The sequence below is a fragment of the Arthrobacter terricola genome (genome assembly GCF_004354015.1).
In the GTDB taxonomy this organism is placed as follows: domain Bacteria; phylum Actinomycetota; class Actinomycetes; order Actinomycetales; family Micrococcaceae; genus Arthrobacter; species Arthrobacter terricola.
On the sequence record NZ_SMRU01000002.1, the window covers coordinates 107,716 to 121,551 of the forward strand.

The 13,836-nt window shown below is 65.1% G+C and carries 13 protein-coding genes; 8 read left to right on the forward strand and 5 right to left on the reverse strand.

Annotation, left to right across the window (positions count from 1 at the left end; genetic code table 11):
- Nucleotides 1-185: 185 nt before the first annotated feature.
- The 6 genes from E1809_RS02175 (at nucleotide 186) to E1809_RS02200 (ending at nucleotide 7,079) form a co-directional block, all read left to right on the forward strand.
- Nucleotides 186-1,982: a molybdopterin-dependent oxidoreductase gene (locus E1809_RS02175; protein WP_133202598.1), complete on the forward strand. Its 1,797-nt coding sequence runs from the start codon at nucleotides 186-188 to the stop codon at nucleotides 1,980-1,982.
- 144 nt (nucleotides 1,983-2,126) lie between these two features.
- Entirely contained in the window at nucleotides 2,127-2,780 is a 654-nt protein-coding gene (locus tag E1809_RS02180; protein ID WP_133202599.1) for a hypothetical protein, read from the forward strand.
- A 153-nt stretch (nucleotides 2,781-2,933) separates the two neighbouring features.
- The gene (locus E1809_RS02185) at nucleotides 2,934-3,389 is read left to right on the forward strand and encodes a MarR family winged helix-turn-helix transcriptional regulator (protein WP_133202600.1); all 456 of its coding nucleotides are present in this window, start codon (nucleotides 2,934-2,936) and stop codon (nucleotides 3,387-3,389) included.
- Complete coding sequence (locus E1809_RS02190; protein WP_205754071.1) at nucleotides 3,386-4,990, forward strand: chloride channel protein; 1,605 nt, start codon at nucleotides 3,386-3,388, stop codon at nucleotides 4,988-4,990. Before E1809_RS02185 ends, E1809_RS02190 begins: the two co-directional genes overlap by 4 nt.
- Before the next feature lie 219 nt (nucleotides 4,991-5,209).
- On the forward strand, nucleotides 5,210-6,223 hold the full coding sequence (locus E1809_RS02195; RefSeq protein ID WP_205754072.1) for a recombinase family protein: 1,014 nt from the start codon (nucleotides 5,210-5,212) through the stop codon (nucleotides 6,221-6,223).
- Between the two features lie 433 nt (nucleotides 6,224-6,656).
- Nucleotides 6,657-7,079, forward strand: coding sequence for a universal stress protein (locus tag E1809_RS02200; protein WP_133202601.1), 423 nt, complete (start codon nucleotides 6,657-6,659; stop codon nucleotides 7,077-7,079).
- Between the two features lie 64 nt (nucleotides 7,080-7,143).
- On the opposite strand, the gene E1809_RS02205 is transcribed toward E1809_RS02200, so the two are convergent.
- The 3 genes from E1809_RS02205 to E1809_RS02210 all read right to left on the reverse strand — a co-directional run bounded on the left by E1809_RS02205 (nucleotide 7,144) and on the right by E1809_RS02210 (nucleotide 8,532).
- Nucleotides 7,144-7,395: a hypothetical protein gene (locus E1809_RS02205; RefSeq protein ID WP_133202602.1), complete on the reverse strand. Its 252-nt coding sequence runs from the start codon at nucleotides 7,393-7,395 to the stop codon at nucleotides 7,144-7,146.
- A gap of 214 nt (nucleotides 7,396-7,609) precedes the next feature.
- Complete coding sequence (locus E1809_RS26525) at nucleotides 7,610-7,777, reverse strand: hypothetical protein (RefSeq protein ID WP_165962188.1); 168 nt, start codon at nucleotides 7,775-7,777, stop codon at nucleotides 7,610-7,612.
- Nucleotides 7,778-8,070: 293 nt separating this feature from the next.
- Nucleotides 8,071-8,532 carry a universal stress protein gene (locus tag E1809_RS02210; protein WP_308166761.1) on the reverse strand — a complete coding sequence of 154 codons (462 nt, stop codon included), beginning with the start codon at nucleotides 8,530-8,532 and terminating at the stop codon, nucleotides 8,071-8,073.
- Between the two features lie 126 nt (nucleotides 8,533-8,658).
- Here E1809_RS02210 and E1809_RS02215 point away from each other — a divergent pair, with 126 nt between their 5' ends.
- A complete protein-coding gene (locus E1809_RS02215; RefSeq protein WP_133202603.1) occupies nucleotides 8,659-10,005 on the forward strand; it encodes an APC family permease in 1,347 nt (448 codons plus the stop codon).
- Between the two features lie 341 nt (nucleotides 10,006-10,346).
- On the opposite strand, the gene E1809_RS02220 is transcribed toward E1809_RS02215, so the two are convergent.
- On the reverse strand, nucleotides 10,347-12,860 hold the full coding sequence (locus E1809_RS02220) for a plasma-membrane proton-efflux P-type ATPase (RefSeq protein ID WP_133202604.1): 2,514 nt from the start codon (nucleotides 12,858-12,860) through the stop codon (nucleotides 10,347-10,349).
- Nucleotides 12,861-13,134: 274 nt separating this feature from the next.
- Here E1809_RS02220 and E1809_RS02225 point away from each other — a divergent pair, with 274 nt between their 5' ends.
- Nucleotides 13,135-13,512: a hypothetical protein gene (locus tag E1809_RS02225; protein ID WP_133202605.1), complete on the forward strand. Its 378-nt coding sequence runs from the start codon at nucleotides 13,135-13,137 to the stop codon at nucleotides 13,510-13,512.
- Nucleotides 13,513-13,693: 181 nt separating this feature from the next.
- On the opposite strand, the gene E1809_RS27000 is transcribed toward E1809_RS02225, so the two are convergent.
- A complete protein-coding gene (locus E1809_RS27000) occupies nucleotides 13,694-13,828 on the reverse strand; it encodes a TetR family transcriptional regulator (protein ID WP_205754073.1) in 135 nt (44 codons plus the stop codon).
- Nucleotides 13,829-13,836 lie beyond the last annotated feature (8 nt).

Genomic DNA, 13,836 nt, shown 5'->3' on the forward strand with positions numbered 1-13,836 from the left:
GACGGATAGTCCTCCCAAAGGGCCTCTTCGGAAACCTCCAGGTCCCAGCCGCAGATCCGCCGGCTGCACCGTATGCTACGCACGCCAGCTGGTTCCGTTGCGTGTCCACGACGGGAGCGTATTCTTGGGATCAGCCAACAGGTATCCACCCGAACCGCAGTTGCGGCGACGATTGAAGGCACATCGTGGCAAAAGACCACAATCATGGCCATCCGAACCGTTCCAGGTCCACAGTCTCCACCGGCGGACCGCAAACACCGGCCGGTTTCCGGGGGGAGCTCTCACGAGAAGCGAACACCGTCGTCGATGCTTCCTGGGCCGGGTCCGCCCCGCCGCAATACGGGGTGGCACCGCGGATACGTATCGGGGCCAGTAAGTGGTTCAATCTGCTATGGCTGCTGCCGATCGGCTTCGTCCTGCTGATTACCGCCGTTGCCGTCGCCAAGGGGTTGCGCGGAGTACCGGCAGTGGCTGATTTCATCCGGCAGTACCCCGGCCGGATCGTGCCGCCGGGCGCGGAAGCCCGGGCCGGTTTCCCCGCCTGGATCGGCTGGCAACACTTCTTCAACATGCTGCTCCTGATCCCGATCATCCGGGCAGGCTGGGCCATCCTCGCCGATCACCCGCGGCTGTACTGGACCCGGCACTCTACCCCGGGCAAGGAATGGTTCCGGATGCAAAAACCGGTGCCTGCTGACCCGCTGTACACGGCCAAACAGGACTCCATCACGCTCCCCAACGGGGTGGGACTCCCCGGCCGGCGGCACTCGATCGGATTGGCACGCTGGTGGCACCTCGGGATGGACACGCTCTGGCTGCTCAACGGGCTGATCTTTTACATTCTCATCTTCACCACGGGTCAGTGGCTCCGCCTGGTGCCCACCACTTGGGACGTCATCCCCAATGCCCTCTCGATGTCCATCCAGTACGCCTCGCTGAACTGGCCGACCGACGACAGCTGGGTCGCCTACAACAGTCTCCAGGTCATGGCCTACTTCATCACGGTCTTTATCGCCGCACCGCTGGCGTTCATCACCGGGCTGGGCATGTCCCCGGCATTGTCGACCAAATTCCGTTGGATCAGCAGAGTCTTCAGCATCCAGGTTGCGCGGTCTCTACATTTCCTGGTCATGGTCTGGTTCTTGCTGTTCATCGTGATGCACGTATCCCTGGTGGTCGCCACCGAGGCATTACGGAACTTCAACTACATGTACGCGGACCGCAATTCCGGCGACTGGTACGGATTCTGGGTCTTCGCCGCATCCCTGGCCATAATCATCGTGATCTGGGTGGGTGTTACCCCGTTCACCTACCGGCATCCGCGAACGGTCCAGCGGATTGGGTTTGCGCTCATCGGCCCGGCGCAACGCCTATTCGAGCACCTCGACTCCAAACCGGGCCAATACACCGAAAAAGACATTTCCCCGTACATGTGGCACAACGGCAAGTACCCCGAATCCACTGAATACAAAACGCTCCTGGCCACAGGCTTCGCCGACTACCGCCTCCGGGTCTCCGGCCTGGTCCAAAACCCCACGGAGCTCGATCTGGCCCAGCTGCGGAACCTGGCACACCATGAGCAGATCACCCAGCACTTCTGCATCCAGGGCTGGTCCGGAGTCGCCAAATGGGGCGGGGTATCCATGCAGACCATCATCGACCTGGTTCAGCCCGACCCCGAAGCGAAATGGGTGATCTTCTACTCCTTCGCGGAAGGATCCGACGGCGGCATCTACTACGACGCCCAGCCAATCGAACAGATGAGCTACCACCTCACCATGCTCGCCTACGACATGAACAATGCGCCGCTGAGCTATGGTCACGGCGCTCCCTTGCGGCTTCGCAACGAGGTCCAGCTTGGCTTCAAACTCGTCAAATGGATCAAGGGCATCGAATTCGTCAGCGACTTCTCCCAGGTCGGCGGTGGAGAAGGCGGCTACAACAACGACCACGAGTTCTTCGGTTACCGCCAATCCATCTAACCACCGGCCCGGGGTACCGCGCAGGCAGACTAGAGGAACGGACCGTGCCGGTTCCTGGCACCGTAAGACAGCTCCAAACCAAAATTCACACAACGGCATCACGCACCAGTAGGCGCGCGGGCCGTCCAAAGAGGGAGGCCAGCTGTGGAAAGCCCAACACCAGCGAATCCGAATAACGTGCAGCGACAGCTGGCCATCTTTGACGTTGTCAGACGTGCCCGTGGCAAGAGCCTGCCGCAAATCAAGGCAATGCTGACCAAGGCGTTCACCGAGCGCGGCCTGTCCAGGCAACCAGGCGCCTGGCTGGATGCCGTGGCATCCGAGGCGGCCTACGGAAAGCCTTATATTGTAGATCTCCCCGCAGCGGTAGCCGCCAACAGCATCGCAGCTTCTCCCGACCCGCAAGTCGAAGACGACCTGCGCAAGCGCGGTATCCTCCGACGATCCGAAAGCAGCACCGGCAGCCAGCACCCGTCTCCGGCAGCCAGAAAAACAACGGACGAAGGCGAGGAATCAGGACACCCCGCAACTCCAGCGGCGGAAGCGCGAAACAAACGCGATGCCGCGCACCCTCGTCGCGCTTCAGACACATCCACCCGTACTGTGTTGCGACTAATTGCAAGCGCCCTCCTCATCGCCTCGGCCGCGACGGCAGTCGGCGTGGCCCTTCGCCAGCGCAGAGGGCGCCCCACTTCGCCTGCCCTCGCAGTCGGCGCTTGCACGGTGAATAACTTGGAAGCGCACACCGACACGCATGAGGGTCGGTGGCACAATCCGCGGGTACGCGAAGGTCGGTAGGCAACACGGTGGTCCCATATCGCCTGGCAAGCGACAAAGAGGGCACCCGACGGGACCAGCACCACCCTCGCGACGGCAATCCAGGACAACGTGCGCGGGCCAAGACTAGCGCCTTGTGCCACAGCAAGCCTTGCATTGTGCAATAGTTGTCGTATGCCAAATCCTCTCGACCGCCACATCGATGCCCTCCAGCGGGCCACGCGTGACTTGCTCGCCGTCGCCATGCGCAGTGTGGACGAGGTCACGGACCTTTCCCTGCCGCAGATGCGCATGCTGTTCGCCCTGCACGACCACGGGACGGTGCCCAGCGGCGCCCTCGCGCACGTCCTTGAAGTCTCCGGATCTTCGGTGACCCGTTTGGCCGACCGGCTGTGCGCGGGAGGGTACGTGCGGCGCTCCGCTTCCGCCGGAAACCGCAGCCTCGTCCTGCTTTCCCTGACGGATGTCGGCCGCGGTGCCGTCGAAGCCGTCCTCCGCCGGCGCGACGACGAGTTCCGCGAGGCCCTCGCGCACCTCGACCCGGAGCTGCGGGACCAGCTCGCCGCCGGTCTCACCGCTCTCCATGGGCACCTCTCGGCGGCGTCGCTGAGCCGGGCGGTGGTCGCGTGAGCACGCACCGCGGCCATCAGTTGGGCGATTTCGCCGTCGACCGGCGGATGCTCCTGGTGGCGGCCCTCGCGATCCCGGTCGGGGCGCTCGGGGCACTTGCGGCCTGGGCGCTCTTGGGCCTGATCGGGCTTGCCACAAATCTCTTCTTCTTCGGCCGCCTCTCGACAAGCCTTGTGGCCGTGGGCAGCGGACATCCGTGGTGGCAAGTGCTCACCTTGCCCGTCGCCGGCGGACTCGTGATTGGCCTCATGGCCCGGTTCGGCTCGGAGAAGATCCGCGGCCATGGAATGCCCGAGGCCATCGAATCCATCCTGATTGGCGGCAGCCGGATCGCTCCGAAGGTCGCCGTCCTCAAGCCGGTCTCGGCCGCCATCAGCATCGGCTCGGGAGGGCCCTTCGGTGCCGAAGGGCCCATCATCATGACGGGCGGCGCGATCGGCTCTATTCTCGCCCAGCACCTCCACCTCACCGCGGACGAGCGCAAGACGCTGCTCGTGGCGGGAGCGGCGTCCGGCATGGCCGCGACGTTCAACTCGCCCCTCGCCGCCGTGTTGCTCGCCGTCGAGCTGCTTTTGTTCGAATGGCGTCCTCGCAGCTTCATACCCGTGGCTGCCGGGGTCGCGGTCGCGACCGTGGTGCGCGGCGTAATCCTCGGCACCGCACCGATCTTCCCGGTCTCGACCTCCGGATTGCACTTGACGCCCGGCATCGAGGCGCTGGCCGCCGTCGTCGGCATCTCCGGCGCGATCGTCGCCGCCGGAGCAACCTGGCTCGTGTACCGGGCAGAGGACGCGTTCTCCCGGCTGCCCATCCACTGGATGTGGTGGCCCGCCATCGGCGGACTCATCATCGGCGCAGGCGGTCTCATCGAACCCCGCGCCCTCGGCGTCGGCTACGACGTGATCGATCAACTGCTGACGGGGCACGCGACGACAGGGCTCATCATCGGCATCCTCGTGGTCAAGACACTCATCTGGTCGCTGTCCCTGGGCAGCGGGACCTCCGGCGGTGTGCTCGCTCCGATCTTCATGATCGGCGCGGCACTCGGCGCAGCGGCGGGCCTCGTTCTGCCGGACGTCATCCCGGGGTTCTGGGCATTGCTCGGGCTCACCGCCGTCGTCGGAGGCGTCATGCGCTCGCCCCTCACCGGCGTGATCTTCACTCTCGAGCTGACCAATGCCTGGGCTGTCGCACTCCCGCTGCTCATCGCCTCGGTGGTTGCCTACGGCGCTTCCGTCCTGTTCCTTCGACGTTCGGTACTCACCGAGAAGATCGCGCGCCGCGGACTCCACCTGACCCGCGACTACACGACCGATCCGCTCGAGACGTTCTTCTGCGAGGACGTCATGCGCGCACCGGCCGCTGACCTCACCGAGGCAACGCCAGTGCTCCATCCGCGGGAAACACTCCGTCACGCCGCATACGTCCTCGCCCGGACCGGCGCGCCCGAAGCTGCGGTAGTGAACGACGACGGCGCGTGCCTTGGGCTCATCGGCCCATCTGATTTGCTCGTGGCCAGGCTGCACGACCTCACCGAGGCGACCGACCGGGACCGCTCGCTCCGCTACCTCACCCGGGTGGGAATGCAAGGCAGCAAATGATCGACGGCACCTACGCGAACTTCGCCAGCGGGCTGGCCACCCTGATCATGCGCACCCCTTCCTGCAAACACCCGATTTTGAGAAACCGCAGACGACCCGGCCCACCCGGGCCCGGATCGCCCGGAATTCCCCTCAGAACCCCTTCTCACTCAAATAACGCACCACCGGCTTCTGCGGCCGCACGGTTTTGCGGGACAGGGTGATGGGAGCCTCGCATAGATGCCCGCACGAAGGACATATGATGCCGCGTTCCATGAGGAATCGGTTCGGCTGGTTTTGTCCTCGAACCGGCCGGTGAAGCAACTCGCCGAGGAGATGATGAGCAGCGGGCCCGGAACCACCGTCCCATCCGACGCCGATGAGATCGAGCGGCACCCGTGCCCCCACTGCCACGTCCAGCCGGGCTCGCCGTGCCGGTCCCGCTCCGGTGCCGTTGCCTCGACCTACCACACCGGCCGGTTCACCAAAGTCCCCCGCCTGGCGAAGGAGCTGCGTATGCCGACACCGGCCGGCCGGGGACCGGGCCAGCCCTGGAGACCGGGCACCCCGCCGCCGGCACCAATCCCCGCCGACACCCCTGGCGCGGACATACGCGTCGGTTACGCCCGCTGTTCCCACCACCTGACCCAGGAACTCCAGCCCCAACTCGACGCACTGGCCGCGCACGGCATTCCGCGCGAAAAGATCTTCGCCGAGAAGGTCTCCAGCCACCTGCGGGTGCGTCCGAAGTTCGAAGCCGCGCTGCAGGCAGCCCGGAAGATCAAGGCCCACGCCCCGCACTGCCGGGTCATCTTCACCGTCTACGGGATGAAACGACTGGGGCGGGATTCCGCCGAGCTGACCGCGCTGGCCGATCACCTCAGCGCACACGGCATCGCCATGGAGATCCTCGCCGGGCCACTCACCGGGATCTACGACCCGGCCGGCACCGGCCGGGTGCTGTTCGCGTTCTTCGCCGCGATGGCCGAAACCGAACGCGAGAACATCCGCGAAGCCACCCTCGAAGGCCTCAACCCGGCCAGCAGGAAAAACCACGGAGGCCGGCCCCCGGTCATTACCGAGGACATGCTTCACACCCTGCTGCGCCGCCGCGCGAACGGCGAGTCCCTCCACGACATCCGCCTCGACCTGATCATCCCCGCCGGCAAACACAAAGGCCGCAACCCCAGCATGGCCAGCATCTACCGGGCGCTCAGAGCACGAGAGACGTCTGGCCCACCCGCAAGCCGTTGACCAGACCCACCCCGACGTCGCCACGCACCCGCCGGTCACCTGACGCGACTGAACGGCCGGGTCACCCCGGACTTTCTCGAGAACAGGAATGCATCTTCTTCAACCAGCGTCCACGCATGAATGAGCTCACTGCTCAGACCGAAACCCATAGGCCAAACTCAACCACACCTAGATTGCCCCTCGGGACACGCTCAGGAGCACTGGGCCTCCAAGGCCAGCTGGTCCCCCAATCCGGAACCCAAACCTGAACTCCGCCGATGTCCGATCCTTCCTCTTCCGGGCCGCCCCGGATCATGGTTGTTTCGAAGCCACCAAGGCAGCTCAGTGGAGTCCTGCGCGAGCGGAACTAATGAGGGCCTTGACCGCTCCCCACGACGGGCACAGACTGACACTGCCCAAGGCCATGGGACCGGGGCGCGTGAAAGGACACAAAATGGACGCTTCCGGTACATACCTGATCGTGGTCGGCGTAGACGGTTCCCAACAGTCCCTCTCCGCCCTTCGCTGGGCCGTGGACGAAGCGCGCTTGCGCCGCGGAAAGGTCCGGGTTATCACTGCCTGGCACTATCCGTCTGTGCCGTCCACGGTGGAAGACAGCGGTACCAACGACTCCTTTCATTCCGCTGAACGTGTCCAGGCGGACGCGCTGAAAACCGTCAACGCCGAAGGGGTGGACCTCGCGGGATTGCTCGTTCGAGATCTCCCATCCATGGCGCTGCTGGACGCAGCCAAAGACGCGGACCTGCTCATAGTGGGATCCCGCGGACACGGAGGGTTCTCCGGGCTTCTGCTCGGATCAGTCTCCAGCCAGGTCGCCCACCATGCGCCCTGCCCCGTCCTGATCTTCCGGCACTGATTGTCCGATCCAGGAGCGGTGCATCTACTCGGAGTCCGTAACCCGCAGGTGTCACCGCTAACGGTTACGAGCGCGGGCTCGCATTCGGGGAGCGGCGTACCCACCAGACCGCGGCGCAGATCTCGATGGCTCCGACCAAGCGTGTCAGCCCGGGCCGACTGGCGAAGAAAGTGACGAGGTCCCGCCACCATTGCGGCCCGCAGATCCAGGTCTTCATGTGTTCGGCCGGCATGAGCAGAGCCAGTGCCCCGTCACCGATCATTGCCACTGCCGTCAGATCGACGAGTCGGCGCTCGAATGAACTGTTGTCGTTCATTCAGTCAAGCTACCTCCATCGGCAGGCACTGTCTACGCGGTGACCCGACTCCCCGGAATCAGGGCGAGGGCTCCCAAGCATCATCCGGCGGAGTCTGTGTGAGTGAATCGGTGGGGGGACGCGGATCCTCATGGAGTACCGGGGGCCGGGACCCGGGTCCCGGAACGCCATTTGGCGGACCGCGGGTTCGCGACCCGGCGGCGCGTTCCGGTAGTCATCGGCCCCGGCTGAGCATCGCCGCGGGTGGTTGCGGGAACGGGGTGTTACTGAACTCCGGGGTTGCTGCGTCCATGAACCGTCCCCATTGGCCGCCGGCGAGGTCGGCCCCGTCGACCCCTGCATAGTATCTTCCGTTGATGGTGATGTTCGGGTTTTGCCCCATTGCGGGCCGGTGCCTTTGTAGCTGCCGAACCAGGACGCGGTGGCGATGCTGGCTCTGGCCGGGGAGCAAGTTCCGGAAGCCATGAGGCGCTCGTCCGCCCGGGCCTGTGCCGACGTGCCCGCTGGCGGCTACCTGGTGCTAGTCGTGGCGGTCCTGCCACCCCGGGCAGACCTGCTGACGGCGCCCACGCAGTCACGTAGATCGGCGCATGGACGTTGCCTTTGTCTTTGACGGTGCCTTGCTGAGCGCGATGGATTGCCTTGCTTCGCCGTCATGTACCAGTGGTTCACGCCTCAGGAGGCCCCGGACCGGACGACAAGCACCGGACACTGCGCGTGGCTGAGGACCTGGCTGGAAACCGAGCCGAGATGCAGTCCGGGAAATCCGCCGTGCCCGCGGGAGCCGATGACGATGAGATCCGCGTCCCGGGCGGCGTCGAGTATCGCCGATGCCGGCGAAACGTTGTGGACAACCTGGCCCGTGGCGGCCGTTCTCTCACCGGCTGCGGTCTTCAGGGCCTCAGCCTGAAGCGTCTCCGCGATGTGCTGCGGGGAATCTTCGGCCGCGATTTCACCCGCCGCCGTTTCCATCACGGCCGGATACCAGGCCATCAGAGGCTGGGTCCACGCTGTGACCAGGCGGAGTTGCCCGTCGCGTTGGCGGGCCTCGTCTATCGCCCAGTTCAATGCTGTTTGAGAATGTTCGGAACCGTCAAAACCAACCACAATCACGAATGAGCTCTTACTGGTCATCATTTCTCTTTCCTTTCACCGGCCTCAAGAGCATCCTAGCCTTCACAGGCCACGCCGTTCAGATTCAGTGCTACGGCAGGCGCAGGCGCAATAGCCTGCCGTCACTGTCATAGGAATTGGGCGCACCAAATGATTAGCGAATCTCCGACACCCAAAGCGGCGTTCCACCCCAGAACAGCCGCGCACCGGGACAAAGGACTCGGCAAGCTGCGCCTGCGTGATGCGGCGGCGATGGCGGTCGGAGGAATGATCGGCGGCGGCATCTTCAGCGTCCTGGGTGTGACTGTCGCACTCGCCGGGCACCTCGCCGTCGGAAGCTTCATCATCGGTGGAGCCATCGCCATGGTGACCGCGCATTCCTTCGCGGCACTCTCCATCCGGGCCGGGCGCTCGGGCGGCCTCTTCGTTTACCTGCACAATGCAGGGTATCCGCGCACCGGCTCCTACATTTCATGGCTGCTGATGTTTGGTTATCTGATCGCGCTTGCGGTCTACGGGTTCACATTCGGCCACTACGCGGCGCACGCTTTCGGTCTACCGGGTGCGTTCGCGAACGGATTCGCGGCCCTGATCCTGTTGGTGTTTCTGGGGATCAACCTTCGCGGTGTCGGCGCGTCGGCACTGTCGGAAGACGTCGTGGTCCTCATCAAGGTCGCCGTCTTGGCCCTGATCTCCGCCATCGGGTTTGCGCATTTCTCCCCCGAGCGGCTTGCCCCGCCCGATGACAAGGGTCTGGCCGGTGTCATCATCGCCTCGGCATCAATTTTCGTCGCCTATGAAGGGTTCGAACTGCTCTGCTACGACTACGACGACCTCCTCAAACCGCGCTGGACGCTGCCACGGGCACTATACCTCTCGGTCGCGATGGTCACGCTGGTCTACGTCACCGTGACGATCGGCTCCCAAATGCTTGTCAGCGACAGTGTCATCGTCGCGCAAAAGGAAGTGGCATTTGCCGCGGCGGGCCAGGCGGCCCTGGGGCCTGCCGGGTACTGGATCGCGAGCCTCGGGGCGCTTCTGGCGGCGAGTTCGGCGATCAACGCCACCTTGTTCTCGACGGCGCGCCAGATGCACGAGATCGCGCTGGCGAAGGAGCTGCCGGCGGTGTTCGCAAGAAGCCGGGCAGGCCTGCCCGTCCCCGCCCTCGTCTTCCTGGCGGTCTTCGGAGCATCCTTTGCCATGCTGCCGGACATCACGGCCCTCCTGACCTTCGGTTCGGCGGTCTTCCTCGCAGTCTTCGGAGCCACGAACCTCCTGGCCTGCCTGGTCCTGTCGGGGTTCTGGCCACGACTGTTCAGCGGTACCGGGTTTCTGGCCTGCCTCGGCGCACTGGTTGTCCTGGTAGTCCAACTCATCCTCCACGACCAGGCAACGTTACTGCTCATCGGCGGGTCCATGGCGACGGTGTCCGCCCTGCGGCTCGCCTTTGCCTGGCACCGGAAACGGAACCCGCCGAACGGTGCGGCGGCCGCGTAGGACAGGGCCTGGCTTCCGCACGCCAGCAGCGGCGCCGGGAGCTGGCATTCTGGATCTTAGGGGTAAAGCACGCGTCGTCGACGGTCTGCTCGAAGGCGACGGACGGCCCGCCGGGACTGTCGCACATCGGCATCAGGAACCCGATCGAACCTTTCTTTCCAGACTGCGGCATAGGCCCCGGCTCATTGGGTGAGCACGCCGTCCACGTCGAACACGCACGGGCCGCACCCGGCCCGGCAGACCCAAGGCACGGATCGCGTTCCACTCGCCATCGCTTCCGGGCGCCCGCCTCGCCGATCCCCGGGTGGAAGCAACGATCCTGGCTTCTGGCCGCGGGTCCGTCATCGACCCACCGCCATGCTGCTGGGGCCACGATCGAAGCGATGGGCTGGGGCGGGGTCCAGGATGCGGTAGGCGAACAGTTTGATGCGGTCGCTGACCAACGCCCAGATGATCGCGTAGCCCCAGACGAACCCGGCCCAGCCCCAGCTCAGCGGGTACATGAACAGGCCGTTGACGGCGATCAGGGTCGCGATGATCTGGGTGCCGAGGACGGCGATCCAGAGAATGCGGGCGGGGCTGATTGACCAGAACGGGCCTCGGGTGCGGGTAAGGAAGATCGTGAGATGCCCGGCGACGGAAAGCATCAGATACATCATGGTCTGCAGCTGGGGCTGGCCGAGGTGGAAGACGCGATCGCCGAGGTAGAACAGGCCGAACGCGGCGACCGGGCCGATGACGCCCAGGACTGTGGCGATGCCAAGGACGAGGCGCATGTTCCAGGCCTCTGGCTGGTCCTTGTAGTGGACGTTGTCGTAGGCGATGGACAGGATCGCGCCGTCGTTGAGCAGCGCCAGCATCACGATCATGATCGCGGTGACGGGGAAGAAGTTGAAGATCAGGATCGCCAGCGTCACGAACAGCAGCACGCGCAGCGTCTCAGCGATGCGATAGATCGCATAACTGTTCATGCGTTGGAAGATCTTGCGGCTTTCCTTGATTGCGTCGATGATCACCGACAGGCCCGGGGCCAACAGCACGATGTCGGCCGCGGCGCGGGCGGCGTCGGTGGCTCCGCTCACGGCGATCGCGCAGTCGGCTTTTTTCAAGGCGGGGGCGTCGTTGACACCGTCGCCGGTCATGCCGACGATGTGTCCGCGTTTCTGCAGGACGTCGACAATGTGGTACTTGTGCTCGGGAAAGACCTGGGCGAACCCGTCGGCGGTCTCGATCGACTCGGCGACCGCCGGGGTCTCGACCTTCTTCACATCCCCGAGTCCGGCGGCGTCCAGGATGCCGGTGCCCAGCCCGACCTTCCCGGCGGTCTCTTTCGCGATGGCCAGCGCGTCGCCGGTGACCATCTTGACCGTGACACCCATGCGCCCGGCGGTCGCGATGGTGGATGCGGCATCCTCGCGGGGCGGGTCGAACAGGGGCAGCACCCCGAGGAAGGCCCACCCGCCGTCCTGGTCGGCGCGGGCCACCCCGAGGGCCCGGAAGCCGCGTGAGGCGAAGTCGTTGACCGTCGCGTCGACCGCGGAAGTGATCTGCGCGGTGTTGGCGGGCAGCGCCAGGATCACCTGGGGGGCGCCTTTGGTCACGGTGAAGGTGGTTCCGTCGGCAGCGGTGACGGTGGCTTCGGTGCGTTTGCCGATCGGGTCGAAGGGCTGAAAGTGCGTGACGCGGTAGGGCTCCAGAGCTTTCTTGTCGGGGATGGCGCCGAGGACGGCCAGGTCGATCGGGTCGTCGTTGTCGGCCCGGGAGGCCAGTGCGGCGGCGAGGATGAGCTGCTCGCCAGTGACGTTCCCGACGGTGAAGGGTTCACCGAGCGTCAGCGCGTTCTGAGTGAGAGTGCCGGTCTTGTCGGCGCAAAGCACGTCCACGCCGGCGAGTTCTTCGATGGCAACCAGACGGGTCACCACTGCTTGTTTCCTCGCGAGCAGACGCGCGCCGACGGCCATCGTCACCGATAGCACCGTGGGCATCGCCACCGGGATCGCCGCCACGGTGAGGACAAGCGCGAACTCCAGCGTGGTCAGGATCGGGTCGCCTCGCAGCACGGAGCCGCCGATGATCACCAGCACGAAGACCGCCGCGAGCACGATCAGGTAGTTGCCGATCTTGAGGACGGCCTTCTGGAAGTGGCTGACGGTGTGGGTGTCCTGGACCAGTTCCGCGGTCTTGCCGAAGTAGGTGTCCGACCCCGTGGCATACACCAGAGCGCCGATCTCGCCCCGGCGGATGATGGAGCCGGAGAAGACGGCCTCCCCGGCCGCTCTCGTGGCCGGCAGCGATTCGCCGGTCAGCGCGGACTGATCCACCTCGACCGGATCACCACCCAGCAGCCGCGCATCAGCCGGCACGATGTCGCCCAGGCGGAGCCGGATCACGTCCCCGGGCACCAGCTCGCGTGCCGCCGACGTGGTCCATTCGCCTTCGCGTCGGACCCGGGCCGTGATCGCCAGCTTCGCTTTCAAGGCGTCGATGGCGTTGCCGGCCTGGCGCTCTTCCGTGTAGCCGACGATGGCGTTGGCCAGCAGCAACACCAGAATGATGAAGAAATCCGGCCAGTGCCCAACCGCGCCGGACAGGATCACCGCGACTTCGATCATCCACGGGATCGGGCCCCAGAAGTAGGACAGGAACTTCAGCAGCGGGCTCGTCTTGTGTTCGGAGATCTCGTTCGGCCCGTACTCCGCCAACCGCTTCCCCGCTTCGGTCTGGCTCAACCCGTCCGGCGAGGTGGCGAGTCGTTTCTCGACCTCCGGCATGGGCAGTGACTTCAGGTCGGAGTTCGGCTGCGTCCCGCTCACGTCCGCCTCGGACGGAGTCGGCCCGGTCGTATCAGGGGTCATGACGGGGATTCACCTCCTCGAGGTCAGCAGCCGGTACGCCGGCCGGGCCTGCCGGCCCGGAGCGCCGACAGGACTGAATCGGTCCAGAATATTCAATCGTGCCATCGCACCTCCCGGGGGAACATCCTCCGGACCAAAGTCTATGCCCGGAGGATCTCGTTTGACGGGCGCTCACGGAACATGGCCCGCGTCAGCGACTATTTCCGTTCTTTTGGCCTCGCTAGAATTGGAACCGCCGGGAAGACCTCTCAGCGGATTGCGTGGAGGCGAGATCATGACGCGAAACGACAAGTTTGAAGGACACACGGGCAAGCCGCGGGACGGGCAAAATTCAGAAGACCCAAAGGTCCGCGGCCGTTACGTCGAAGGCAGCTACGGCGACGCCGGTACTGAGGCAGGCCGCAGCGCAGACGACGAAGAAGGCCAATACACCGAAGGCGACTATGGTGCAGCCGGCAGCGAGGGAGCGCTGCCGGGTACACCTGACAAAGACACAGAAGAAGCCGGACGCTTCGTGGAGGCCGACTACGGCACGGCCGGAACGGTTCAAGGCCGAACCCCAGGGACGGAAATCGGCCAATACGCCGAGGGCGACTACGGTCCGGACGGAACCGCGGGCCCCCAACGCAAGGCTGGAGCAGACAAGGAGTGATGGCACGACCGGGCTGAAGCCGCCAACGCGACCCTCTCACGGTCCAGGAGAGCGAGGTGTCGGAACCACCGTGCGTGACCTGCCTCAGCCCGCCGTTAGCGGTTACGAGCGTGATCCGCCATTCAGGGACCGGCGTACCACCAGGCCGCGGCGCAAATCTCCACGGCCCCGACCAAGCGCGTCAGCCCGGCCGCTCGGCGATCGAAAGGACGTCATAGTACATCGAGGCTTTGGAGATACCGGCAGCATCGATCACCCGATTGAGCGGGGCGTCGTGGTATCCGCGAGTGGCGAATTCGTCGAGAGCAACCCGCAAGATTGTCT